General features: G+C 70.9%; 19 protein-coding genes. 11 read left to right on the top strand and 8 right to left on the bottom strand.

Going from position 1 to position 24,134, the window contains the following annotated elements; translation table 11 throughout:
* Positions 1-205 precede the first annotated feature (205 nt).
* The 6 genes from ACZ6CV_RS12360 to ACZ6CV_RS12335 all read left to right on the top strand — a co-directional run bounded on the left by ACZ6CV_RS12360 (position 206) and on the right by ACZ6CV_RS12335 (position 4,675).
* Complete coding sequence (locus ACZ6CV_RS12360; RefSeq protein ID WP_469250736.1) at positions 206-988, top strand: 2OG-Fe(II)-dependent halogenase WelO5 family protein; 783 nt, start codon at positions 206-208, stop codon at positions 986-988.
* 38 nt (positions 989-1,026) lie between these two features.
* Positions 1,027-1,722 (top strand): tRNA-dependent cyclodipeptide synthase, encoded by a 696-nt coding sequence (locus ACZ6CV_RS12355; RefSeq protein ID WP_469250735.1) that lies wholly within the window; start codon positions 1,027-1,029, stop codon positions 1,720-1,722.
* A 72-nt stretch (positions 1,723-1,794) separates the two neighbouring features.
* Entirely contained in the window at positions 1,795-3,336 is a 1,542-nt protein-coding gene (locus ACZ6CV_RS12350; RefSeq protein ID WP_469250734.1) for an MFS transporter, read from the top strand.
* Positions 3,333-3,515 carry a hypothetical protein gene (locus ACZ6CV_RS12345; RefSeq protein WP_362375306.1) on the top strand — a complete coding sequence of 61 codons (183 nt, stop codon included), beginning with the start codon at positions 3,333-3,335 and terminating at the stop codon, positions 3,513-3,515. The genes ACZ6CV_RS12350 and ACZ6CV_RS12345 overlap by 4 nt, the downstream gene beginning before the upstream one ends.
* Positions 3,515-3,709 (top strand): hypothetical protein, encoded by a 195-nt coding sequence (locus ACZ6CV_RS12340; protein WP_469250733.1) that lies wholly within the window; start codon positions 3,515-3,517, stop codon positions 3,707-3,709. Before ACZ6CV_RS12345 ends, ACZ6CV_RS12340 begins: the two co-directional genes overlap by 1 nt.
* A gap of 117 nt (positions 3,710-3,826) precedes the next feature.
* Positions 3,827-4,675, top strand: coding sequence for a LysR family transcriptional regulator (locus tag ACZ6CV_RS12335; protein ID WP_362375311.1), 849 nt, complete (start codon positions 3,827-3,829; stop codon positions 4,673-4,675).
* A gap of 49 nt (positions 4,676-4,724) precedes the next feature.
* Here the strand turns inward: ACZ6CV_RS12335 and ACZ6CV_RS12330 are convergent, their stop codons facing one another.
* Positions 4,725-5,636 carry an LLM class flavin-dependent oxidoreductase gene (locus tag ACZ6CV_RS12330; protein ID WP_362375314.1) on the bottom strand — a complete coding sequence of 304 codons (912 nt, stop codon included), beginning with the start codon at positions 5,634-5,636 and terminating at the stop codon, positions 4,725-4,727.
* 214 nt (positions 5,637-5,850) lie between these two features.
* Here ACZ6CV_RS12330 and ACZ6CV_RS12325 point away from each other — a divergent pair, with 214 nt between their 5' ends.
* A complete protein-coding gene (locus ACZ6CV_RS12325) occupies positions 5,851-6,909 on the top strand; it encodes an HAD hydrolase family protein (RefSeq protein WP_469250732.1) in 1,059 nt (352 codons plus the stop codon).
* Here the strand turns inward: ACZ6CV_RS12325 and ACZ6CV_RS12320 are convergent.
* The 5 genes from ACZ6CV_RS12320 to ACZ6CV_RS12300 form a co-directional block, all read right to left on the bottom strand.
* Positions 6,899-7,948 carry a murein hydrolase activator EnvC family protein gene (locus tag ACZ6CV_RS12320; RefSeq protein WP_469250731.1) on the bottom strand — a complete coding sequence of 350 codons (1,050 nt, stop codon included), beginning with the start codon at positions 7,946-7,948 and terminating at the stop codon, positions 6,899-6,901. The two genes, ACZ6CV_RS12325 and ACZ6CV_RS12320, sit on opposite strands and share 11 nt — an antisense overlap.
* A gap of 162 nt (positions 7,949-8,110) precedes the next feature.
* A complete protein-coding gene (locus ACZ6CV_RS12315; protein WP_469250730.1) occupies positions 8,111-9,847 on the bottom strand; it encodes a GAF domain-containing sensor histidine kinase in 1,737 nt (578 codons plus the stop codon).
* A gap of 148 nt (positions 9,848-9,995) precedes the next feature.
* The gene (gene cydD, locus ACZ6CV_RS12310) at positions 9,996-13,583 is read right to left on the bottom strand and encodes a thiol reductant ABC exporter subunit CydD (RefSeq protein WP_469250729.1); all 3,588 of its coding nucleotides are present in this window, start codon (positions 13,581-13,583) and stop codon (positions 9,996-9,998) included.
* 77 nt (positions 13,584-13,660) lie between these two features.
* Positions 13,661-14,662: a cytochrome d ubiquinol oxidase subunit II gene (gene cydB, locus ACZ6CV_RS12305; protein WP_469250728.1), complete on the bottom strand. Its 1,002-nt coding sequence runs from the start codon at positions 14,660-14,662 to the stop codon at positions 13,661-13,663.
* Positions 14,663-14,681: 19 nt separating this feature from the next.
* Positions 14,682-16,232: a cytochrome ubiquinol oxidase subunit I gene (locus tag ACZ6CV_RS12300; RefSeq protein ID WP_469250727.1), complete on the bottom strand. Its 1,551-nt coding sequence runs from the start codon at positions 16,230-16,232 to the stop codon at positions 14,682-14,684.
* Between the two features lie 253 nt (positions 16,233-16,485).
* Here ACZ6CV_RS12300 and ACZ6CV_RS12295 point away from each other — a divergent pair, with 253 nt between their 5' ends.
* Positions 16,486-16,866, top strand: a complete 381-nt coding sequence (locus tag ACZ6CV_RS12295) for a cyclophilin-like fold protein (RefSeq protein ID WP_469250726.1) — start codon at positions 16,486-16,488, stop codon at positions 16,864-16,866.
* A gap of 36 nt (positions 16,867-16,902) precedes the next feature.
* Here the strand turns inward: ACZ6CV_RS12295 and hisC are convergent, their stop codons facing one another.
* Positions 16,903-17,982 carry a histidinol-phosphate transaminase gene (gene hisC, locus ACZ6CV_RS12290; RefSeq protein WP_469250725.1) on the bottom strand — a complete coding sequence of 360 codons (1,080 nt, stop codon included), beginning with the start codon at positions 17,980-17,982 and terminating at the stop codon, positions 16,903-16,905.
* 407 nt (positions 17,983-18,389) lie between these two features.
* Here hisC and ACZ6CV_RS12285 point away from each other — a divergent pair, with 407 nt between their 5' ends.
* The 3 genes from ACZ6CV_RS12285 (at position 18,390) to ACZ6CV_RS12275 (ending at position 21,954) form a co-directional block, all read left to right on the top strand.
* Positions 18,390-19,511 carry a LacI family DNA-binding transcriptional regulator gene (locus ACZ6CV_RS12285; protein ID WP_469250724.1) on the top strand — a complete coding sequence of 374 codons (1,122 nt, stop codon included), beginning with the start codon at positions 18,390-18,392 and terminating at the stop codon, positions 19,509-19,511.
* A 237-nt stretch (positions 19,512-19,748) separates the two neighbouring features.
* Positions 19,749-20,849: a metallophosphoesterase gene (locus ACZ6CV_RS12280; RefSeq protein WP_469250900.1), complete on the top strand. Its 1,101-nt coding sequence runs from the start codon at positions 19,749-19,751 to the stop codon at positions 20,847-20,849.
* A gap of 181 nt (positions 20,850-21,030) precedes the next feature.
* Positions 21,031-21,954, top strand: a complete 924-nt coding sequence (locus ACZ6CV_RS12275; RefSeq protein WP_469250723.1) for a hypothetical protein — start codon at positions 21,031-21,033, stop codon at positions 21,952-21,954.
* A gap of 214 nt (positions 21,955-22,168) precedes the next feature.
* Here ACZ6CV_RS12275 and thiC read toward each other — a convergent pair whose 3' ends face one another.
* The gene (thiC, locus tag ACZ6CV_RS12270; protein ID WP_469250722.1) at positions 22,169-23,968 is read right to left on the bottom strand and encodes a phosphomethylpyrimidine synthase ThiC; all 1,800 of its coding nucleotides are present in this window, start codon (positions 23,966-23,968) and stop codon (positions 22,169-22,171) included.
* Positions 23,969-24,134: the final 166 nt, after the last annotated feature.

Here is a 24,134-nt window from a genome sequence, read left to right as displayed (position 1 = left end):
CCGTTTCGCACCTTTACCTGATCCCTACGAAGCCGATCCTAAGCACCTTCCGTCTACACCTATACGGCTCTTGGATTGATTTATTCACCTACGGCACCAATGGCATGACTCATGCAACCGCTGCATGAATGCCCGCCTCCCCGTATTTCTCACCTCCAGTGAGCCGCCCTAGATTTTGCGGCGACCGACTGGAGAAGGGAATTCCATGGATGCCGTTCTGCACACCACACGTGAGGACTTTTCACACCGCGACATCACCGCTCTGGCGAAGAAGGAAATTCTTGCCGTCAAAATCAACGGCTTCTGCGGCGCGCAGGCACTGGAGTCGGCCAGGGAGAGGCTCTTCGATCACGAAGGGCGCGGGAAGCTGAGTCAGGCCGGCGAGTTCGGCCGCATCGGTTTCGCCTACTCGGAGATCAGTGACGACACTTCGAGGCGCCGATATCACGAGAGCGCGATCGTGAACACGCGACTCATACGCGACGTGTTCGCTCCATACGCCTCCCCGACGGACGAACTCCGCATCATGCTCGACGAGATATGGCCCAGTGGTGCACACCTCATGCAGGTGGACGGCGAGAAGTGCTTCATCGGCATCTGCCGCTACCAGGACCGTGATGTGGACCTGAACCCGCACACGGACGCCCTGGAACGCAATCTGCCGACGGAGTACGGGGAGGAACTCACCGCCCAGCTCTCGGTCAACGTCTACATCAACATTCCGGAACAGGGCGGCGAACTCGAACTGTGGGACATCGAGCCCACGGAATCCGACTACCAGACCCTCATGGGCGATAGGGCGTACGGAATCGACCGGGACAAGCTCCCGGAGCCGGTGGCCGTGGTGAAGCCCGAGCCGGGCGACTTCATCCTGCTCAACCCGCGTCTGGTCCATGCGGTCCGCCCTTCGCAGGACACCCCCCGCATCACGATCGGCCACTTCATCGGCTACCGGGGCGAAGACCGCCCGCTCGTCTACTGGAGCTGAATTCGTACGGCAGCACACCCGTTTGCGAAAGGAAACCCATGAACCCAGATCACCGCACCAAGGCCTCCTTCGGAAAAGCGGGCCAGGAGCTCGAATTCTCCGGCAAGAAGGCGGTTCTCCTCGTCAGCGTGGGGCAGCGTTACCACGAGGGGGACAAGCTCTCCGCCACCGTGGACCTCATCAACCGGTCAGACATCGGGCACGTCACCGTGGCGGTGGCCGACACCCTGCAAAGGACGAACTTCCTCGACATGCCCGAGGACATCGCCTACGCACACAGCCTGCGCCTTGGCAACGAATGGCTCGAACGCAACGCGGAGATACTCGGCCGCCTGGAACCGGCCGTCGAGATCCTTCGCTGGGATGCCGCGCTTGCGGACGACGACTACGCGGGACTCCGCAAGCGCGTCGGAGACGAATACGCGACTAATGAAGAGTACCGAGGGGCCGTGGACGCCACGATCGGTGTCTTCCTCGACCGCCTCTCGGCCCGTGACGAGCACGCGGACTTGGCGCAGGCGTTCACCCATTGCCTGACCTATCTGCTGGAGGAGTGCCCGGCCATCATGCCGCTCTGGGCGGCGCAGGGCCACGACTTCGTCATCTACCCCCAGCCCATGACCTCGGCCATGGCGAGCACCCGGGAGATATTCGTACAGCCCGAGTTCCCGGACAAATGCCAGTGGCTTTCGCTCAAGTTCAAGAAGCGCGCTCAGGCGCTCGCGGCAGCCTGACCCGAAATACTGGAAGAGAACATGGCCAAAGTCATCACTGATGCGAACCGGAGATGGTGGGCCTTCACCGGGGTGAGCATCATCAGCTTCCTCGGCTGCATCGACCTGACCATCGTCAATACCGCGGCACCGAACATCCAGGCGGATCTGGGTGCCACCGTGACCGAACTCCAGCTCATCGTGAACATCTTCATCGCCGCACTTTCGATGTTCATGGTGACCATGGGGCGGCTGGCCGACGCCCACGGACGCCGCCTGGTGCTCTACTGCGGCACCGTGGTCTTCGGCGTCGCCTCCCTCGCGGCGGGCTTCGCCACCGACGTGACACTGCTCATCGGCTGCCGCTTCGTGCAGGGCGCCGCCTGCGCCGTCCTCTACACCAGCACCAGCGCGATCGTGTCGCACGCCTTCCCCGACGAGCAGCGCGGCAAGGCCATCGGGGCGCTGTACGGGGTCAACGGCGTGGGCCTGGCCATCGGGCCGATGCTGGGGGGCTTCCTCGTCAGCTGGCTGAGCTGGCACTGGGTGTTCTGGCTCAACGTGCCGCTCGTGGTGGTGGCCCTGCTGATCTGCTTCCCGAGCGTCCAGGAATCCCGCGGTGAGGGGCGCGGCGAACGGGTGGACTGGGCCGGCCTGGTCCTGCTCTCCGCCGGCCTGCCCTGTGTGGTGCTCGGACTGTCCCTGGGTGACACCTGGGGCTGGTCGTCCGCACGCATCCTGGGACTGCTCGCGGGCGGACTCCTGGCGCTCGTGGCGTTCTGCGCCGTGGAACGCCGGGTGGCCTCACCGATCATCCGGTTCCAGCTCTTCGCGAACCGTACGTTCATCGCCGCCATCGTCGCCGACTTCTCGTTGGCGTTCTTCTACTGCCTGGCGTTCTTCCTGATGCCGCTGTACCTGAACGCCGTACGGCACTTCGAGGGTTACGCCACCGGCCTCCTGCTGCTGCCCTGCACCGCCCTGGTGGCGCTGCTCTCCCCGGTCGTCGGCCGCTTGGTGGACCGGTTCTCCCCCCGGCCCCTGCTGTGCGTGGGTTTCGCGGCCTTCGCGCTGTCCGCCCTGATGCAGACCCGCTTCACGGCGGAGAGCAGCCTCCTTTACGTCGCGGTGGCGTTCGCCTGCATGGGCATCGGCTGGGCGCTCATCCTCGGGCCCGCCACCGTCGCCGCCCTCTCCTCGGTCCCCGACCGCCTGGCCGGCACGGCGGTGGGTTCCTCCTGGACGTTCCACAACCTCGGCGGTGCCGTCGGCCTCGCGGCGGGCATGGCGGTCTACCGCTGGTCCGCCCGGTCCGCACTGGCCGACGGCGTGCCCGGCGGGAGCGGCGTGAGCGGAGAGTGGGTGAAACAGGTGATCGCCGAGCCCGGGTCCGGACCGGAACTCCTGCGCAGCCACGCGCACTTGTCCGCCGGCAAGGCCGACGACCTCTTCGGCGATGCGCTCGTGCAGGGAAACCAGGCGGCCATGTGGCTCCTCGTGGCGGTCTCCGTCGCGGCGTTCCTGTTCATCTCCCTGGGACTGCGCCGCGGACCGTCCGGCCGGGCGGCGGCCGCCGCGCAGCCGCCCGAGGAGGTGGTCGGCGCGGTGGCCCCGGCTCAAGGGGACGGCCGGTGAGCGTCGCCGGCCGGTTCCGGGCCTCCTCTCCCAAGGCTGCGTCGGCCCGGGAGAGGGGGCACCCCCGTGCCGTCGAAGGACCGACGCTCGCGGTGACGGTTCTCCTCTCGGCGTTGGGGGCGCTGCTGGGGCTCGTCCTCATCACCCGTCTCGGCAGCGTGCCGAACAGCTCGGCGTGATGCCGGCCACCGGCCTGCTCGTGGGTGTCCCCTCTGCGGGCTGCCTCGTCCTCGCGGCCCTTGCGGCCCGATGGGCACTGCGGCGCGCCACGGCCGGGTCCCGCACGGACTCGGCGCTCGTCGGCTCCGGCCTCACGACCGGTGGCTCCCCCGCGGACGCCGGCACGGTGCTCACCCTCCTCCGACCCGAGTAAGACTCCGTCAACTTCATGTCACACGCACCCCGCCCGGCCCACGGCCGCGGGACCCACACCCCGGCGGATCGTTCCCGCCCCAGAACCGTGTCGGCAACCCTGGATAGGCTGCTGATCATGGGAATCGAACTGCACCAACTCCGCGGCTTTCTGGCCATCGCGGAGCAGCGGCACTTCACACGTGCCGCCGAGCTGCTCGGAACCTCCCAGCCCACACTCAGCCGGCACCTCCGCCGTCTGGAGGAGCTGCTCGGCAGGCGGCTGCTCGACCGGACCACCCGGCAGGTCACGCTCACCCCCGCGGGAAGCCGGCTCTACGAGGAGCTGCGTACGCTGCTGCCCCGCCTGGACGCCGTACTGCACGAAGATCCCGCGGCGGCAGAATTCCGGCTCGGTTTCGCGTGGGGCTTCCCCGGCGGCTGGCCGCATGAGGTCATCGCCCGGTTCGAGCAGGAGACCGGCGTGCCCGTCCGGGTGCGGCGCAGGGACGCTCCGCTGGCCGGTCTGGAGACCGGGGACGTCGATCTGGCCCTGCTGCGGGGGGAGTTCGACACGACCGGGGTGCAGGCGACGACGCTCCTGTCGGAGCGGCGCATCGCGGCCGTGTCCGTACGCTCCCCGCTGGCGGAACTGGACGAGATCACCTGGCGGGAGCTGGCCGGCCAGTGCCTGGTGCTCAACCGGATCAGTGGCACGACGTCTCTGACGGACTGGCCGGAGGAGGCCAGGCCTTCCGTCGCCCTGTTCTGCGAGAACTTCGACGAGTGGCTGGAGGCCATTGCCACCGCCCAAGGTGTCGGCGTCGTCCCGGAGACCATCGGGCGCCAGCGCATCCATCCGCAGGTCGCCTTCGTGCCCATCCCCGACGCCCCCTTGGTGCCCCTGCGGCTGGCCGTTCCTCCGCAGGACCCGCACCCGCTGGCTCGGCGCTTCGTCGACCTGGCGCAACAGATCGTGTGCCGCTGACCCGGACCGGTGCCGCGGGTGTGCGTGGTCCGTGGGACATCGGCCGCGCTCAGCGGAGCTGGGCGACGGCCCCCGTGGCCACCTTCTCGAACACGGCGTGGTCGGCGGCGAAGACGGAGTCGGCGATGGGCCAGTGGAGCACGATGTCGGTGAAGCCCAGTTCCTGGTGGCGGCCGGCGAAGTCGACGAAGGCGTCGACGGACTCCAGGGGCCCGCTGCGGTCCGGGGTGAACCCCGTCAGCAGGATCTTGTCCAGCTCGGCCGGGTCCCGGCCGATGTCCGCGCAGGCGCCGGCGAGCTTGTCCAGCTGGCCACGGAGTGCGTCGCGTGACTGCTCGGGCGTACCGGTCTCGTAGAGCTTCGGGTCCCCGGTGGTCACCCATGCCTGCCCGTGCCGGGCCGCGAGCCTCAGGCCGCGCGGGCCGGTCGCGGCCACGGCGAAGGGCAGCCTCGGCCGCTGCACGCAGCCGGGGATGTTGCGTGCCTCGGACGCCGAGTAGAAGGTGCCCTCGTGGGTCACTGTGCCCTCACTCAGCAGCCGGTCGAGCAGCGGGACGAACTCCGCGAACCGGTCGGCCCGCTCGCGCGGCGTCCAGGGCTCTTCCCCCTCCTTCAGCAGAGCGGTGGCGTCGAAGCCGTTCCCGCCGGCCCCGATGCCGAGGGTGATCCGGCCGCGGGAGATGTCGTCCAGGGAGATCAGCTCCTTGGCGAGGGTCACCGGGTGCCGGAAGTTCGGCGACGTCACGAGCGTTCCCAGCCGCATCCGTTCCGTGGCCGTCGCGGCCGCGGTCAGTGTGGGCACCGCACCGAACCACGGGCCGTCCCGGAAGGTGCGCCAGGACAGGTGGTCGTAGGTGTACGCGGCGTGAAAACCCAGTTCTTCCGCGCGCAGCCAGGGCTCGCGGCCGCCCTCGTGCCAGCGGGCCACGGGAAGGATCACGGTGCTCAGGCGCAGGGTCATGCCGCAGAGCCTATGACGGCGGATGCCGCGGCATGCCAAGTGGCCCCCGCTTGCGCCGGGCGGCGAGGGCAGGCAGTGCCGACGGTCGAGTGCGGCCCCGGGCCGGAGTGACGTGTGCCCGCCCTGCACACAGTGTGACCGACACCCCACCGTCGGCACTCAGATGTGCGCCCCCGCGCACGGCCGTGCACACAGGTGCGGGACAATCGAAGGCGTGACCTCAGCGAACCCACGGCCCCAGAGTCCGGCTGCCGCATCCGCGCCGGCCGCCCCCGCTTCGGCCGGGCCGCGGCCCCGGCTGATCGCGACGGACCTCGACGGCACGTTGCTGCGCGACGACAAGACGGTCTCGGACCGCACCGTCGCCGCGCTCGCCGCCGCCGAGGAGGCCGGCATCGAGGTCTTCTTCGTGACCGGCCGCCCAGCCCGCTGGATGGACGTCGTCAGCGCCCATGTGCACGGCCACGGCCTCGCCATCTGCGGCAACGGCGCCGCGGTGGTCGACCTGCACGGCGGCCCCGGCACCCACAGCTTCGTCAAGGTCCGTGAGCTGACCCGGGAGTGCGCCCTCGACGTCGTGCGCAGGCTGCGCGCCGCGGCGCCGGGCACGTCCTTCGCGGTCGAGCGGACCGGCGGACTCCACCACGAGGAGACGTACCCGCCGCTGCACATGGAGCCGGCCGAGAGCATCGCCCCGGCCGAGAAGCTGCTCGCCGAGACGCTGGTCGCCGAGACCGCGGGGAGCGGCGCGGCCTCGAACGGTGACGGCGCCTCGGCAGCCACAGCCGTCTCGGCTGGCCCGGCTGGCCCCGCAGCCTCACCCGCCTCGCCCGGCCCCGCCGCCTCGCCCGCCACCGATCAGCCCGTCCTGAAGGTGCTCGCCTTCCACCCCGGGCTGGCCCCCGACGAGTTCCTGGTGCTCGCCCGCGCGGCGATCGGCGACCGGGCCACGGTCACCCGTTCGAGCCCGAGCGCCCTCCTGGAGATCAGCGGCCCCGGCGTCTCCAAGGCCAGCACCCTGGAGCTGTGCTGCGCCGAGCGCGGCATCGCCCCGCAGGAAGTCGTCGCCTTCGGGGACATGCCGAACGACATCGAGATGCTCGCGTGGGCGGGCACGTCGTACGCGATGGGCAACGCACACCCGGACGTCGTCGCCGCCGCCTCCGGACGCACCGTCGCCAACAACGACGACGGCGTCGCGGTCGTCATCGAGCAGATCCTGGCGGACCGCCGAGGCGACACCGGACCGGGGCGGCCGGACGTCAGAGCGTGACGCCCCGCTCGGCCAGCCACTTCCGCGGATCGACGCCCGAGCCCAGATCCGGCGTGAGCCGGGTCTCGAAGTGCAGGTGCGGGCCGGTCGAGTTGCCGGTCGTGCCCACCTGGCCGAGCCACTGACCGGTGCGTACCCGGTCCCCCTGGTCGACGGTGACGGCCGCGAGGTGCGCGTACTGCGTGAAGTACCCGCCCGCGTGCCGCACCACGATCTCGACGCCGAAACCCCCGTCGCACGACACGCTCTTCACCCGGCCCTTGCCGACCGCCCGCACCGGCGCCCCGATGCCGACCGCGAAGTCCTGCCCGGTGTGCCGGTGCGCCCAGCGGTCACCGGCGCTGTCGAAGCCCGCCGAGAGCTCGTACGACTCGACGGGAGCGACCCACGCGCGCGTGGCCGGCGTCTTCGGCTGGTCGAGCCGCACCGCGCCGCGGCACTTCCCCGCCGCGACCGAGCGGTCGGCCTCGCCCTGCAGGGTCCACCGCGCCGTCTCCAGCTTCTCCTCGACGTCGCGCTTGAGCTTCGCCAGGCGTACGTTGCGCCGGTCCAGGAAGCGTTTGGCGCGGGTCGCCCTGCCCCTCGCGACGGTGACCCGGGCCGCGGCCCGCTGCGTCTTCGCGACGGCACTGTTGACGGCGAGGTCCGCCTGCCGCAGCAGCTGCCCGCCGCGCACCAGGTCGTCCGGACTGTCGGCGAGGAGCAGTTGCGCGGTGTAGGGCAGGCCGCCGCCGGAGCGGTACTGAGCGGCGGCCAGGCGGCCGAGGTCCCCGTGCAGCACCGCCCTGTGGCGCCGCTCCTTCGCGAGGCGCCGGTGCAGCCGCCGGACCTTCGCCTTCTGGATGCGGGCCGCGCGACGCCCCTCCTCGTACAGGGCGGTCGCCGTGGCGGCCTCCTCGTAGAGCCGTGCCACCTCGGTGCTCACGCTCGGGCTCTCGGAGGCCGGGGCGGGTACGGGCGGCACGCACCAGAGCAGCGCGCACAGCAGGACCGCCACACTGAACGACGGATGCGGACGGCGACGACGACGCGGGGACATGTCACGGATCGTTGCCCGCGACCGCGGCGCGGATCGTGCGTGCTTCGTGCAGTCGGGGGGCGCGGTGCCCCGTACGGCGCACTCGGGTACGGCCGAACAGGGGCCCCGGGGCCATGGCGGTGTCAGTACAAGCGGCACCGCATCACAGGAACCACCCTCGCCTCAGTACGGTGCCTCCCACACCACCGTCGTACCGCCGCCGTCCTCGCCGATCCCCGGGCCGTACCAGCTGTCGCCGCCCAGTGACTCGGCGCGCCTCTTGAGGTTCTTCAGGCCGCTGCGCCGGCCGCCCTCCGCGATGCCGACGCCGTCGTCGGCGACCGTCAGCCGCACGCCGTGCTCGCCGTCGGGGAGGATGACGGTCGAGTCGACGACGACGTCGATGCGGGCCGCCTGCGCGTGCCGGAACGCGTTGGACAGCGCCTCCCGGAGGGCCGCGATGAGGTTCTTGCCGGTCAGCTCGCCGACCACCGTGTCGACGGGGCCGACGAAATGGTGCGAGGGCTTGAAGCCGAGCGGGACCGCGGCCATGTTGATCTCGCGCAGGACGCGGGTGCGCAGCCCCGACGGCGCCTCGGCAGGACCCTGCTGCAGCGCGAAGATCGCGGTGCGGATCTCCTGGATCGTCACGTCCAGCTCGTCGACGGCCCGGCCGACGCCGACCTGCACCTCCGGCACGACCGACCGGCGCTGGGCGCTCTCCAGCATCATGCCGGTGGCGAACAGGCGCTGGATGACCAGGTCGTGCAGGTCCCTGGCGATCCGGTCGCGGTCCTCGTAGACCGCGAGCCGCTCCCGGTCCCGCTGTGCCTCGGCCATCATCAGCGCGAGCGCGGCCTGCGAGGCGAACTGGGTGGCGAGCGTCCGTTCGGCCTCGCTGAACGGCCGCTCCCCGCGCACGCGGGGCGTCACGAGCGTGCCGAGGACCCGGCCGTCGCTCTGCAGCGGCAGCATCATGACGGGTCCGAAGGCGCGGGCGACCTCGGTCATCACGCGGGGGTCGCCCGCCATGTCGTCGATGAACACGGAGTGGCCTTCGAGCAGGTCGGCGACGATGCGGCTCTCCGGCGGCACGACCACGCCGAGCGCCCCGGTGGGCTCCTCCGAGGAGACCGCGACGACCTCCATGCCGCCCTCCTCGTCGGGCAGCAGCACGATGCCGGCGGCCGAGTCCGCGAGGTGTCTGGCCTGCTCGGCGACGACCGCGAGCGCCTCCTCGGCGTCGCTGCCGGACAGCAGGGCGGTGGTGACCGCCACGGAGCCGTCGATCCAGCGCTCGCGCTGCTTGGCGGCTTCGTAGAGGCGTGCGTTCCCGATGGCGATGCCCGCCTCCGTGGCGAGGACGCGCACCATGTGCACGTCGTAGTCGTTGAATTCCGCGCCGTCCCGCTTCTCCGTCAGATAGAGGTTGCCGAAGATCTCGCCCTGGACGCGGATGGGGACGCCGAGGAAGGTCCGCATCGGCGGGTGGTGGGCCGGGAAGCCGCATGAGCGCGGGTCGGCGGAGAGGTCTCCGAGGCGCAGGGTGCGCGGCTGGTGGATGAGGGCGCCCAGGAGCCCTTTGTGCCCGTCGGGCAGCCGTCCGATCCGCTCGGCCGTCTCCGCGTCGATGCCGTGGTAGACGAAGTCGGAGAGCCCCGCGCCGGCCTCGGCGACGACGCCGATCGCCGCGTAGTGCGCGTTCGCGAGCTCGGCGGCGGTCTCGCAGATGCGGTCGAGGGTGGTGTGCAGTTCGAGTCCGGTGCCGACCGACCGCATGGCTTCGAGCAGTTGCGGCACCCGTGAGGTCAGCTCGGGCGAGAACCCCTGGAGGCTGCGGGTCGCCCGCGCCGCCGCCTCCACCGAGCTGGGGGTGCCGTCGGGGGGCGGTGAGCCGGCGGAGGCCGAGGGTGCTGACATGCCTTTGAGCCTAGTAAGTCCTATTTGCAGGGGAAAGTCGAAGCCGTCGCGGATCGCAGCGGGTGACGGGGCCGGCGGGCCACGGGGACGGCGGGCCGCCGTCGACGAGGAATCAGCGGCCGCGCCCCGCCGCTGCCCTCATCCCCCGTCACCCCGCCACCAGCAGGTCCGCCGCACGTTCCACCTCCAGCATGCGCCGCAGCGGGCCCTCCTCCGCCGCGAGCTCCGCGTACGTGCCGCGCTGCGCCACCCGCCCCGCGTCCAGGACGAGCACCTCGTCCACGGCGTCGAGACCGGCGAGGCGGTGCGTGATGAGCAGCGTCGTACGGCCCTCGGTCGCGGACAGCAGGTCGGCGGTGAGCGCGTCGGCGGTCGGCAGGTCGAGGTGTTCGGCGGGCTCGTCCAGTACGAGGACGGGGAAGTCGGCGAGGAGCGCGCGGGCCAGCGAGAGCCGCTGCCGCTGCCCGCCGGAGAGCCGCGCGCCGTGTTCGCCGACGAGCGTGTCGAGCCCGTCGGGCAGCGAGCCGGCCCAGCCGTCGAGCCGCGCCCGCTCCAGGGCGTCGCGCAGCTCCGCCTCGGTGGCGTCCTTCTTGGCGAGCAGCAGGTTCTCGCGCACGGAGCTGTCGAAGATGTGCGCGTCCTGGGCGCACAGACCGACCATGCGGCGCACGGCGTCACCGTCCAGCGCGGCCGCGTCCGTGCCCCCGAGCGTGTACGTCCCCTCGCGCGTCCCGAGGAAGCGCAGCAGCACCTGCGCGAGGGTCGTCTTGCCGGACCCGGACGGCCCGACCACGGCGATCCGCCGGCCGCGTTCCAGCGTGAGGGAGACACCGGCGAGCGCGTCCCGGTCCTGCCCCTCGTACCGGGCCCGCAGCCCCTCGACGCGCAGCGGGAACGGCGTCCCCGGCGCCGGGGCGGGGACCGCGGGCTCGGGGACGGGGACGGGCGCGTCGAGGACTTCGTAGACGCGTTCGGCGCTCTTGCCGACCCGCTGGCGGTACTGGACGGCGAGCGGCAGGCCCATGACCGCCTCGAAGGCGGCGAGCGGGGTGAGGACGACCGCGGCGAGGGCCACCCCGCTCAGCCGTCCGTCGTGCACCGCCTCCACACCGACGAGCGCGGCCGCCGCCACGGTGAGCCCGGTGACGAGCGCTCCGAGCCCGTCGCCGAGCGCGGTGGCAGTGGCGCCGCGCGAGGCGATCCGGGTCAGCTCGGCGTCGGCCTCCTTGGCCTTGGCGGTACGACGCCGCAGCGCACCGGCGACGGTCAGCTCGGCGGTCCCGGTGAGCAGGTCGGCCACCCGGGTGGCCAGCACCCCGCGCGCGGGAGCGAGCCGTCGCTCGGCGCGCCGGGCCACGGCACCGCTCAGGAGCGGCACGCCGACGCCCGCGGCGAGCAGCCCCGCGGCGAGCACGGCACCCGCTTCGGGCAGCAGCCAGGCGGTGAACCCGACGGCGCCCGCGCTCACGAGGCCCGCGGCGGACGCGGGCAGCAGCCAGCGCAGCCAGTAGTCCTGCAGGGCGTCGACGTCGGCGACGAGACGGGAGAGGAGGTCACCGCGCCGGGCCCCGCGCAGCCCTGCCGGGGCGAGCCGCTCCAGGCGCCGGTAGACGGCGACCCGGGTGTCGGCGAGCATCCGCAGCACGGCGTCGTGCGAGACGAGCCGCTCGGCGTACCGGAAGACGGCGCGGCCGATGCCGAAGGCGCGGGTCGCCGTCACGGCGATCATCAGGTACATCACCGGGGGCTGCTCCGAGGCCCGCGAGATCAGCCACCCCGAGGTGGCCATGAGCCCCACGGCGCTCGCGAGCGCGAGGCTCCCGAGCAGGAGCGCGAGGGCAAGCTGCCCCAGCCGAGCCCGCGCCGCGCGCCGGACCCGAGCGAGGACGCGCTCCGTCCCGCCACGGCCGACCCGACCGTCGGCGACCGCTCCGTCAGCAGACCGACCACCGGCGACCGCCCCCTCAGTGGACCCGCCGTCGACCACCGCCGGACCCGCAACGGACCCCCCGTCCGGCGCCCCCGTGCGCGGAGCCACCGCACCGGCGAGCACATGCTCCGCCCCCGCCCCCACGCCCCGGCGCCCCCGCACCCCACCCGTCCCGGCGCCGCCCGCCACCCGTACGACGCGGTCGGCGACGGCCAGCAGGGCAGGGCGGTGTACGACGAGCAGCACCGTCCGGCCGACGGTCAGCCGGCGGACGGCGTCGACCACCTCCGCCTCCGTCCCGCCGTCCAACGCCGCCGTCGGCTCGTCGAGGAGCACCACGGGCCGGTCGGCGAGGAACGCCCGCGCCAGGGCGAGCCGTTGCCGCTGCCCCGCGGACAGACCCGCGCCGTCCTCACCCAGAACCGTCTGCGCCCCCGCGGGCAGCGCGTCCACGAACTCCAGGGCGCCCGCCTCCCGCAGGGCCCCCCGCACCTGCGCGTCGTCCGCGTCCGGCCGCGCCAGCCGTACGTTCTCCGCGATGGTCCCGGCGAAGAGGTGCGGCCGCTGCGGCACCCACGCGATCCGCTCCCGCCACCGCTCGGGCGCCACGTCCGCCAGGTCGACGCCTCCGACGCACACCCGCCCCTCGACGGGCCGCACAAAACCCAGCACCACGTTCAGCAGCGTCGACTTGCCCGCCCCGCTCGGCCCGACGAGCGCCACGGTCTCCCCGGGCGCCACCGCGAAGGAGGCACCGGAGACCGCGTCGGAGGACCGCCCCGGATACCGGACCGTCACACCCTCCACGCTCAGCACCCCCGTGGGCGCCGCCCCCGTCCCGGCGTCCGGCACCGGGGTCTCCAGGACCTCGAAGATCTCCTCGGCGGCCGAGAGCCCCTCCGCCGCCGCGTGGTACTGCGCGCCGACCTGCCGCAGCGGCAGATAGGCCTCGGGCGCGAGGACGAGGACGACGAGCCCGTCGTACAGCTCCATCTCGCCGTGGACGAGCCGCATGCCGATGGTGACCGCGACCAGCGCGACCGAGATCGTCGCGAGGAGCTCCAGGGCGAACGACGACAGGAAGGCGATGCGCAGCGTCCGCATCGTCGCCTGCCGGTACTCACCGGTGATCCTGCGGATCGAATCGGCCTGCGCCTTGGCCCGGCCGAACACCTTCAGGGTGGGAAGCCCGGCCACGACGTCCAGGAAGTGGCCCGAGAGCCGGGAGAGGAGCCGCCACTGGCGGTCCATGCGGTTCTGCGTGGCCCAGCCGATGAGGATCATGAAGACCGGGATGAGCGGCAGGGTCACCACGATGATCGCGGCGGAGACCCAGTCCTCGGTGACGATGCGGGCGAGCACCGCCACCGGCACCACCACCGCGAGCCCCAACTGGGGCAGATAGCGCGAGAAGTAGTCGTCGAGCGCGTCCACGCCACGGGTGGCGAGGGAGATCAGCGATCCCGTGCGCTGCCCCCCGAGCCAGCCGGGCCCGAGCGCGCCCGCTCGCTCCAGCAGCCGCCCCCGCAGCTCCGACTTGACCGCCGCGCTCGCCCGGTGCGCGGCGAGCTCGGTCAGCCAGGAGACCAGCCCCCGCCCCACCGCGACCGCGGCGAGCAGCACCAACGGGGTGCCGAGGTCCCCTACGGAGTGGCCCTTCTGGAAGGCGCCCACCACGATCTCGGCGACGAGCATCGCCTGACCGACGACCAGCCCCGCCCCGAGCAACCCCAGGATCACCACCGCGACCAGGAAGAAGCGGGTGGCGCGGGCGTACCGCAGCAGACGCGGGTCGATTGGTTTCACGTGAAACACACCCTCCGAAGGGCAGGGGGCCGGCGATGCGAAGCGAACTCAGCGCGCGTCGGCGATGCGAAGCGAACTCAGTGCGCGTCGGCGATGTGCTGCGTACCGATGCGCTTGCGGAACACCCAGTACGTCCACGACTGGTAGAGCAGCACGACGGGCGTCGCGACACCCGCGCACCACGTCATGATCTTCAGCGTGTAGGGGCTCGACGAGGCGTTGGTGACCGTGAGGCTCCACTCGTCGTTCAGTGACGACGGCATGACGTTCGGGAAGAGCGTCAGGAAGAGCATCGCGACGGCCGCCGCGATCGTGATCCCCGACAGCGCGAACGACCAGCCCTCACGCCCGATCTTGATCGCCGCGATGGCCCCGACCAGCGCGACCACCGCCACGACCATGGCGACCAGGCTCTTGCCGTCACCCTTGTCGGCCTGCGTCCAGAGCAGGAACCCGAGCGCGAGGACGGCGGTGACGAGCCCGAGGCCCAACGCCGTCTTCCGCGCCCGCACCCGGATGTCGCCCACCGTCTTCAGCGAGGCGAACACCGCGCCGTGGAAGGTGAACAGCGTCAGGGTGACGAGCCCGCCCAGGATCGCGTACGGGTTGAGCAGGTCCCCGAAGCTGCCCACGTACTCCTTGTGGGCGTCGATCTTGACGCCGTGCACGATGTTGCCGAAGGCCACGCCCCACAGCACCGCCGGGATCAGCGAGGTCCAGAAGATCGCGTGCTCCCAGTTGGTCTGCCAGCGCTCCTCGGGCCGCTTGGCGCGGTACTCGAAGGCGACGCCGCGCACGATCAGGCAGATCAGGATGATCAGGAGCGGCAGATAGAAGCCGGAGAAGAGCGTCGCGTACCACTCGGGGAAGGCGGCGAAGGTCGCGCCGCCCGCCGTGAGCAGCCACACTTCGTTGCCGTCCCAGACGGGGCCGATGGTGTTGATGAGCACCCGCTTCTCGACCCGGTCGCGGGCGAGCAGCTTGGTGAGCACCCCGATCCCGAAGTCGAAGCCCTCCAGGAAGAAGTAGCCGATCCACAGGACGGCGATCAGTACGAACCAGACGTCGTGAAGTTCCATGTCCCTGTCCCTCCTTCCTTCAGTACGAGAAGGCCATCGGCCGGTCGGCGTCGGCGTCCTGGCCGGCATCGGAGCCGGAGCCCCCGCCCGACCCGGGCCCGCCGATCTTGGTGGGCGGGTTGAGGTCCGCCTCGGTCAGCTCGGGCGGGCCCTTCCTGACGTACTTGAGCAGCAGCTTCACCTCGATCACGGCGAGGATCGCGTAGATCAGCGTGAACCCGATCAGCGAGGTGAGCACCTCGCCCTGCGAGACGCCGGGGGAGACCGCGTCCTTGGTGCGCAGGACTCCGTAGACCACCCAGGGCTGACGGCCCGTCTCGGTGAAGATCCAGCCCCAGGCGGTGCCGATGAGGGGGAAGATCAGCGTCCACTGCGAGAGCCGCCACCACCACGAGCCGAGCCGTGGCGCGAGCTCCTTGTTCTTGGTGAGCATCAGCTTGGGCACGTCGTCGGCGCCGGTGCGGTGCTCCGGCGCGAGCCAGAACTTCTTGCGGGTCAGCCACAGGCCCACGGTGCACAGGGCCATCGACACCCCGCCGAAGCCGATCATCCAGCGGTACGACCAGTAGGCGGTGGGGATGTTGGGCCGGTAGTCACCGGGCCCGAACTTCTCCTGCGCCTGCTTGTTGAGGTCGTTGATGCCGGGGATCTCGGCGCTGAAGTTGTTCTTGGCGAGGAAGGAGAGGACGCCCGGGACCTCGATGGCGACGTCGTTGTGCCCCTTGGCGACGTCTCCGTACGCGAAGAGCGAGAACGGCGCCGGCTTCTCCGACTCCCACAGCGCCTCGGCGGCCGACATCTTCATCGGCTGTTGCTCGTACATGACCTTGCCGAGGGTGTCGGCGCTGACCACGGTGAGCAGCGTGCCGGCGAACGCGGCGACCAGGCCGAGCCGCAGCGACGTCCGCATGGTGCGCACGTGCTGCTTCTTGCGCAGGTGGAAGATGGCGATGCCGGTCATGAAGGCGCCGCCGACCAGGACGGCCGCCGAGATGACGTGGAAGAAGTTGACGAGCGTCGTCTCCTGGAACAGCACCTTGGAGAAGTCGGTGAGCTCCGCGCGCTTGGTGCCGTCCCGCTCCACGATCTTGTAGCCGACCGGGTGCTGCATGAAGCCGTTGGCGGCGATGATGAAGTACGCCGACAGGACGGTGCCGATCGAGACGATCCATATCGTGGCGCAGTGCAGCTTCTTCGGCAGCTTGTCCCAGCCGAAGATCCACAGGCCGATGAAGGTCGACTCGAAGAAGAAGGCGATCAGCGCCTCGAACGCGAGCGGCGCCCCGAAGACGTCACCGACGAAGCGCGAGTAGTCGGACCAGTTCATGCCGAACTGGAACTCCTGGACGATGCCGGTGACGACACCCATCGCGATATTGATCAGGAACAGCTTTCCCCAGAACTTGGTCGCCCTGAGGTAGTGCTCCTTGCCCGTCCGCACCCAGGCCGTCTCGAGGATCGCCGTGAGGGCGGCGAGCGAGATCGTCAGGGGGACGAACAGGAAGTGGTAGACGGTCGTGATGCCGAACTGCCATCGCGCCAGGGTTTCCGGCGCCAGAGCCAGGTCCACTGCCTTCTCCTTACTCACCGCTGTCCAGCTCACCGCGGTCCAGACTCTCCGCGGCCCAGAAGGCGCTTTGCGCCTTTTGTCCCGCTGATCTCCGGATGAACCGGGACACGCTTGTGAACGCGTTCACATTCACAAGCATTATGTCGTACTGGCTGTCGATCTCCGAAAGGGGGGTCCCCCTCAAACGCGAAGAGGCCCCGGACCACCGTCCGGGGCCTTCCCCAACTCTTCAACATATTGTTGAATCCGCCTCATGCAGACGCAGATACGGATCTCCTGGCCCGCCGGACACCTGACCGCAACGCTCGAGGACACCCCGACCGCCCAGGCCCTGGGCAAGGTCCTGCCGCTCAGCTCCACCGCCCACACCTGGGGCGAGGAGGTGTACTTCGACACGGGCGTCAGCGTCCCGCGCGAGGGCGGCGCCCAGCAGGTCGTCGAGCCCGGCACGGTCGCCTTCTGGACGGACGGCGACGCCCTCGCCCTCCCCTACGGCCCGACGCCGATCTCGCGCGGCGACGAGTGCCGCCTCGCGAGCCCGTGCAATCTCCTCGGCCGCCTGGACGGCGACGCCCGCCTCCTGGCCACGGTGCGCAGTGGCGACCCCATCCGGGTCGAGGTGGTGGAGGACTGACGGAGGCCTGCGGAAGGCCTCCGCCAGCCACGGCGGCTACAGCTCCTTGCGGAAGGCCTCCGCCGCCTGCAGGAAGACGTCGTTGGCCTCGGTCTCACCGATCGTGGCCCGCATCCCCTCGCCGGCGAACGGCCGTACGACCACACCGGCCTGCTCACACGCCGCCGCGAAGTCCATGGTCCGGTCCCCGAGCCGCAGCCACACGAAGTTGGCCTGCGTCTCGGGCACCGTCCAGCCCTGGGCGCGCAGGGCCTCCACCACGCGGGTGCGCTCGGCGACGAGCGAGCCGACCCGCCCCATCAGCTCGTCCTCGGCGCGCAGCGACGCCACCGCGGCGTCCTGCGCGAGCTGGCTCACGCCGAAGGGCACCGCCGTCTTGCGCAGCGCGGCGGCCACCGGCTCGTGGGCGATGGCGAAGCCGACCCGCAGCCCCGCGAGGCCGTACGCCTTCGAGAACGTGCGCAGCACACAGACGTTCGGGCGGTCGCGGTAGATCTCGACGCCGTCCGGAACCTCGGGGTCGCGGATGAACTCGCGGTAGGCCTCGTCGAGGACGACCAGCACGTCGGAGGGGACCCGGTCCAGGAACCGCTCCAGCTCCGCCTTGCGGACCACGGTGCCGGTGGGGTTGTTGGGGTTGCAGACGAAGATGAGCCGCGTGCGGTCGGTGATGGCGTCCGCCATCGCGTCCAGGTCGTGCACCTCGCCGTCCGTCAGTGGCACCCGCACCGACGTCGCGCCGCTGACCTGCGTGATGATCGGGTACGCCTCGAAGGACCGCCAGGCGTAGATCACCTCGTCGCCCGGGCCCGCCGTGGCCTGCAGCAGCTGCTGGGCGACACCGACGGAACCGGTGCCCGTGGCGATGTGCGAGACCGGCACCCCGAACCGCTCGGCCAGCTCGCTCATCAGGCCCGTGCACGCCATGTCGGGGTAGCGGTTGAAGGAGTCGGCCGCGGCGAGCACGCTCTCCATCACGCCGGGCAGCGGCGGGTAGGGGTTCTCGTTCGACGACAGCTTGTAGGCCACGGGACCGCCGGCCGCCGCGGGCTTGCCCGGCCTGTAGGTGGGGATCCCCGCCAGCTCGGCGCGCAGCCTCGGGTTCGTCTCGCTCACCGCAGTCCTCCTCGTAGCCCGGCACAACCAGTTCGAATACTGCTTACCTTATGAGGATTGCGGCCCGCTGCGAATGGCCTCCCGGTATCGGCGTACGAACGATCCGGCTTCGACGGACGAACGATCCGGCAGCGGCGTACGCGCGAGGGGGGCGCTCCGTGCTCCCCCGTGCGCCGGTGGCTCGCGCCGTGGCGCGCGTCCCCCGTGAAGGTGAGTTGAGACCTCTTCGAGACCTGCCCCACTTGGCAGGCTCATGCGCGACGATCAGGGGCAGCTATCCGTCGCACCCGCCAACTCCCTTTCATTCGAAGGTCATTGGCGGTTCTGAGCCATGCAGAAACGTGCCTGTCAACGAGTGAATATGCGCCCCTGCTACCCACCCCCATGAGCCCTACTATCGGGTCGCCATGACAGCAGCAGGGAAGCATCAGGTGAGCCGAGCGGAGACCGCACGCCGGGGCAACCGGCAAAGTCGAGCGGGCATCAGAGACGTCGCCGCCGCCGCCGGTGTCTCCATCACGACTGTCTCCGACGCTCTCAACGGCAAGGGTCGGCTGCCCGACGCCACCCGACGCCACGTCCGCGAGGTCGCAGAACGGCTGGGCTACCGCCCGTCCGCGGCGGCCCGCACGCTCCGTACCGGCAAGTCAGGGCTCATCGGCCTGACCGTGACGACATACGGGGATGAACCTTTCACCTTCACCGAGTTCGCCTACTTCGCCGAGATGGCCAGAGCCGCCACCTCCGCGGCCCTCGCCAGGGGATACGCCCTGGTCATCCTGCCCGCCACCTCGCGCCGCAGCCCCGTCGACGTGTGGTCGAACGTCGCCCTCGACGGCACCGTCGTCGTCGACCCCTCCGACCACGATCCCGTGGTCAGCGAACTGGTCCGGCAGGGCCTTCCGGTGGTCTCCGACGGCCGCCCCGCGGGTTCGCTCCCGGTCACCGCCTGGGTCGACAACGACCATGAGGCGGCGGTCCTGGAGATCCTCGACCACCTCGCCGCCGCCGGCGCCCGCCGGATCGGCCTCCTCACCGGCACCACCACGGACACGTACACCCACCTCTCCACCACCGCCTACCTGCGCTGGTGCGAACGCATCGGCCAGGATCCGGTCTACGAGTCCTACCCGGCGCACGACCCGTGCGCAGGCGCCGTCGCCGCCGACCGGCTGCTCGCCAGGCCCGACCGGCCCGACGCCGTCTACGGCCTCTTCGACCCCAACGGCACCGACCTGCTCGCCGCCGCCCGGCGGTACGGCCTGCGCGTCCCCGACGATCTGCTGCTCGTCTGCTGCAGCGAGTCCACGGTGTACGCCACCACGGAGCCGCCCATCACCACGCTCTCGCTCAAACCGCGGCGGATCGGCACGGCCGTCGTCCAGCTCCTGATCGACGCCATCGAGGGCCTCGACGCGGGCCGGCCCGTCGAGCAGGTGATACCGACCGAACTGATCGTGCGCACCTCGTCCGAGCGACGTCCACCGCGCACGACGGTCAGCCCGCCCCGCTCGCCCGGCCACGGCTGACCGCTCCCGCCCGGACACCCGGCACCGGGCAGAGGCCGACTTCCTCCCCCTCGTCCAGGGGGAATCAGGGGGAAACCTCTGCCCAATTCGGGAGAAATCCGCGGTGAACCGGGGTTCGGGACCGATTCACCACCCCTGGTGCACCACACAGCGGGAGCCGCATTCCTATGATGGGCGGACGACACCGAGGGCCGCTGCGACCAGGCAGTCCGATCTCGGTGCAGATGCGGCGCAATGGTGGTGGAGGGGTCGATGACTCAGGGGGCCGGTCAGGGACCCGATGTGCGGACGGCGACGCTGCGCGACTTCCGCGTACCGGCGTACGTCCATGAGACGACCGGCCCCGGCCCGGTGAGCCCCGGCGCGCCCGCCGAGGCGCCGGGCGAAGTGCCTGGTGAGGGGCCGGGTGACGGCTACACCCCGACCCAGCGCGACCTGCCGGTCATCAACCGGGGCGACACCGTCCAGGTGCAGGTCCAGGTCATGCCGGAGCCCCCGCAGCCGCGGCCGGGCGACGAGCACGGGCCGCTGTTCGTCGTCGGCGACGTGCACGGATATCTGGACGAGCTCGTCGCGGCCCTCCAGGAGCAGGGCCTCGTCGACGCCGAGGGCAACTGGGCCGCGGGCAACGCGCGCCTGTGGTTCCTCGGCGACTTCACCGACCGCGGGCCCGACGGCATCGGCGTCATCGACCTCGTGATGCGGCTGTCCGCCGAGGCCGCCGCCGCCGGCGGCTACTGCAAGGCGCTGATGGGCAACCACGAGCTGCTCCTGCTCGGCGCCAAGCGCTTCGGCGACACCCCCGTCAACTCCGGCGCGGGCACCGCCACCTTCCAGGCGGCCTGGCTGCTCAACGGCGGGCAGAAGTCCGACATGGAGCGCCTGGAGGACCACCATCTGCAGTGGATGGCCCGCCTGGACGCGATGGAGGAGGCCGACGGCCACCTGCTCGTGCACTCCGACACGACCGCCTATCTGGATTACGGCGACTCGATCGAGGCGGTGAACGACACCATCCGGGAGACCCTCACGCGCAACGACGCCGACGAGTGCTGGGACCTCTTCCGCAAGTTCACCAAGCGCTTCGCCTTCCGCGACGAGTCGGGCCCCTCGGCCGCCCGCGAACTCCTGGACGTCTACGGCGGCACACGCATCGTCCACGGCCACAGCCCCATCCCGTACCTCCTGGGCGACGTCGGCTCCGAGGACGAGTCGGACGGCGGCGGCCCCGTCATCGAGGGCCCGCACGTCTACGCCGACGGTCTGGCCATCGCCATGGACGGCGGAGTGACCATGGCCGGAAAGCTGCTGGTCCGCCAACTCCCCCTGGGTATCTGAGCGTTACCTGGGCAGGCGCCCCCCCTACACGATCACGCTGGCCAGGGGGGCAATTTCCGGAAACCCCCTGTCACCGCACGCGGTCACGGCTCTACCATCGGCTTATCCGTAGCAGGCTCCCCTCCGTTTCTGCCCAACGGCTCGTAGCCATGCGAGCCTCAGCCCTACGGAGCATCGGGGGATGCACATGAACAGCGCTCCACACCTGCTCAATGAGGACCGCCCCGAGTATGAGCGGATCCTCGACGAGGCGCTGCGCAACGCACCTGACCGTCCCGAACTCGCCGCAATGGGCCAGCGGCTCAACACCGAACAACTGCGCACCATGGCCCTGAACGCGACAGCACTGATCACGGCCGCGGCAGCGGCCGAGTACGCGCACTACGTGCAGGTTCGCGAGGAGTTGCGCGAACCTCGACCGACGTCCACATCGATCCGTGAAGGGGACGGACAGAGCGCCACGGAGTCCGGCTCCGGCGGCCTCAGCCTCGCCACCACGATGGGCGAGGTGGCGGAACCGGCGGCAGCGGGAGCCGGGGCGATCGCCGTCGTCGCGGTCCTCGCACCCGTCCTCGCCGGGGCGGCCGCCGCGATCTTCCTGCTCGTCGGCTACATCCTGAAGATGCTCACCCCGGAGCCCGCCTTCGCGGACACCCTGCTCACCGTGGGCTGGCTGTTCGGCGCGCTCACCGCAGGGGGCATCCTGGTCGCGGCGGTCGGCCTGCTCCTGACCGCGCTGCGCAACGGCTCCACCTCCCTCCAGGCCGGACTGCACGGCGAGCGGTACGAGGAGGTGTCCCGCGCCAGAGAGGACTGGGGGCGGGCGCTCCTCGAGCGCGGCGTCGTGCCGTTCCTCCGGGAGGCGCTGACGGACCCGGGCGCGGCTCCCGCCGCCCGGACGTCGACGTCGGGTTCCGGGGCCGGGGCGGGGGCGGGGGCGGGGGCCGGGGCCTCCGGCGGTCATGGCCGGATGCCGCAACTCGGCTATCACCGCCCGGGGTTCAGCAGCCCGGAGGGCGGCCCGGCCGCGGGTCCGCGGCCGAGCTACTCGAGCCCCGACTTCTCCAGCCCCGATTTCGGCGGTCCCGACCACAAGCCGGAGTAGCGGGCCCGGTCCCGCCGGCGCCCGGGGAGGCGTCCAGGTCGGACGCGCGGGGGAGGCGCGACGACAGCGACAGGGCAACAACGACAGGTGGGCGATTCGCCCTGCCCAGAGCACGGTGGGGCGGAGTCGCCCGGGTGCGGGTGGACGCCACCGGCTGGGTGCCGGTGGCGTCCCTGCGGCTGCCTTGTCCGTTGCGGTCGGCGTGCCCGTTCGGTCAGTCGGCGATCGGCAGATAAACCCGGTTGCCCGCCGCCGCGAACTCCTTGGACTTCTGCTCCATCCCCGCCTCGATGTCCGCCTCACCGAGGTCGCCGCCGTGCTGACGCCGGATGTCCTGCGAGATCTTCATGCTGCAGAACTTCGGCCCGCACATCGAGCAGAAGTGCGCCGTCTTGGCGGGCTCGGCCGGCAGCGTCTCGTCGTGGAACTCCCGTGCCGTGACCGGGTCGAGGGCCAGATTGAACTGGTCCTCCCAGCGGAACTCGAAGCGCGCGTCCGAGAGCGCGTCGTCCCAGTCCTGCGCGCCCGGGTGGCCCTTGGCGAGGTCCGCCGCGTGCGCCGCGATCTTGTACGTGATGACGCCGGTCTTCACGTCGTCCCGGTTGGGCAGGCCCAGGTGCTCCTTGGGCGTGACGTAACAGAGCATCGCCGTGCCCCACCAGCCGATCATCGCGGCGCCGATGCCGGAGGTGATGTGGTCGTAGGCGGGCGCGATGTCCGTGGTCAGCGGGCCGAGCGTGTAGAACGGCGCCTCCTCGCAGATCTCCTGCTGGAGGTCGATGTTCTCCTTGATCTTGTGCATCGGAACGTGCCCGGGGCCCTCGATCATCGTCTGTACGTTGTGACGCTTGGCGATCGTGTTGAGTTCCCCGAGCGTCCGCAACTCGGCGAACTGCGCCTCGTCGTTGGCGTCCGCGATCGAACCGGGCCGCAGCCCGTCACCCAGCGAGTACGTCACGTCGTACGCCGCGAGGATCTCGCAGAGCTCCTCGAAGTGCTCGTAGAGGAAGCTCTCCTTGTGGTGTGCCAGACACCAGGCCGCCATGATCGAACCGCCGCGCGAGACGATGCCGGTCTTGCGGCGCGCGGTGAGCGGCACGTACGGGAGGCGCACTCCCGCGTGCACCGTCATGTAGTCCACGCCCTGCTCGGCCTGCTCGATGACCGTGTCCTTGTAGATCTCCCAGGTCAGCTCCTCGGCCTTGCCGTCGACCTTCTCCAGGGCCTGGTAGAGCGGCACGGTGCCGATCGGCACGGGGGAGTTGCGCAGCACCCACTCGCGGGTGGTGTGGATGTTGCGGCCGGTGGACAGGTCCATGACCGTGTCGGCGCCCCACTTGGTCGCCCACGTCATCTTGTCCACCTCCTCCTCGATGGACGAGGTGACCGCGGAGTTCCCGATGTTGGCGTTCACCTTCACCAGGAACTTCTTGCCGATGATCATCGGCTCGATCTCCGGGTGGTTGACGTTCGCCGGGATCACCGCGCGCCCCGCGGCGACCTCCGCCCGCACGACCTCGGGGTCGAGGTTCTCGCGGATCCCGATGAACTCCATCTCGGGCGTGATCTCGCCGCGGCGCGCGTACGCGAGTTGCGTCACCGCCTGCCCCTCACGGGCGCGGCGCGGCTGACGGGGGCGGCCGGGGAAGACCGCGTCGAGGTTCTTGAGACCACCTCGCGGTGAGGTGTGCTTGAGACCGTCGTCCTCGGGCCGGAGCGGCCGTCCGACGTACTCCTCGGTGTCGCCGCGGGCGATGATCCAGTTCTCCCGCAGCGGCGGCAGACCGCGGCGGACGTCGGTCTCGGCCGACGGGTCGGTGTACGGACCCGAGGTGTCGTACAGGGTGACGGCCTTGCCGTTGGTGAGGTGCACCTGGCGGACCGGCACGCGCAGGTCGGGGCGCGAACCCTCGACATACGCCTTGTGCCAGCCGATGGACTTCCCGGCCTCGTCAGCTGCGGCAGTGCTGTTGTCGCTGCTGGAGGCAGGCGTGCGTGCGTCCGATGTGGTCATGAGACCTACTCCCTACGCCGGCATTACCCGGTAACAGGTTCGGCGGTCGACGCAGCGGATCCCGTACGGCTCGTGCACATTCGTGCCGGTTCGTACGGAGGTCAGCGCCCTCTCAGCCCGGTGCTCCGAGCTCCCGCGATTGCAAAGGTGGCTCCACGCTAGCGTC

Source organism: Streptomyces sp. NPDC041713, from assembly GCF_055591085.1.
Note: the sequence above shows the minus strand (reverse complement) of the source record. Positions and strands in the feature narration are given on the sequence as shown.

Excerpts from the sequence above, each read along its gene's own strand:
- ACZ6CV_RS12360 (WP_469250736.1), top strand. The coding sequence starts at position 206 with ATGGATGCCGTTCTGCACACCACACGTGAGGACTTTTCACACCGCGAC.
- ACZ6CV_RS12355 (WP_469250735.1), top strand. The coding sequence starts at position 1,027 with ATGAACCCAGATCACCGCACCAAGGCCTCCTTCGGAAAAGCGGGCCAG.
- ACZ6CV_RS12340 (WP_469250733.1), top strand. The coding sequence starts at position 3,515 with ATGCCGGCCACCGGCCTGCTCGTGGGTGTCCCCTCTGCGGGCTGCCTC.
- ACZ6CV_RS12335 (WP_362375311.1), top strand. The coding sequence starts at position 3,827 with ATGGGAATCGAACTGCACCAACTCCGCGGCTTTCTGGCCATCGCGGAG.
- ACZ6CV_RS12330 (WP_362375314.1), bottom strand. The coding sequence starts at position 5,636 with ATGACCCTGCGCCTGAGCACCGTGATCCTTCCCGTGGCCCGCTGGCAC.
- ACZ6CV_RS12320 (WP_469250731.1), bottom strand. The coding sequence starts at position 7,948 with ATGTCCCCGCGTCGTCGTCGCCGTCCGCATCCGTCGTTCAGTGTGGCG.
- ACZ6CV_RS12315 (WP_469250730.1), bottom strand. The coding sequence starts at position 9,847 with ATGTCAGCACCCTCGGCCTCCGCCGGCTCACCGCCCCCCGACGGCACC.
- cydB (WP_469250728.1), bottom strand. The coding sequence starts at position 14,662 with ATGGAACTTCACGACGTCTGGTTCGTACTGATCGCCGTCCTGTGGATC.
- ACZ6CV_RS12295 (WP_469250726.1), top strand. The coding sequence starts at position 16,486 with ATGCAGACGCAGATACGGATCTCCTGGCCCGCCGGACACCTGACCGCA.
- ACZ6CV_RS12285 (WP_469250724.1), top strand. The coding sequence starts at position 18,390 with ATGACAGCAGCAGGGAAGCATCAGGTGAGCCGAGCGGAGACCGCACGC.
- ACZ6CV_RS12275 (WP_469250723.1), top strand. The coding sequence starts at position 21,031 with ATGCACATGAACAGCGCTCCACACCTGCTCAATGAGGACCGCCCCGAG.
- thiC (WP_469250722.1), bottom strand. The coding sequence starts at position 23,968 with ATGACCACATCGGACGCACGCACGCCTGCCTCCAGCAGCGACAACAGC.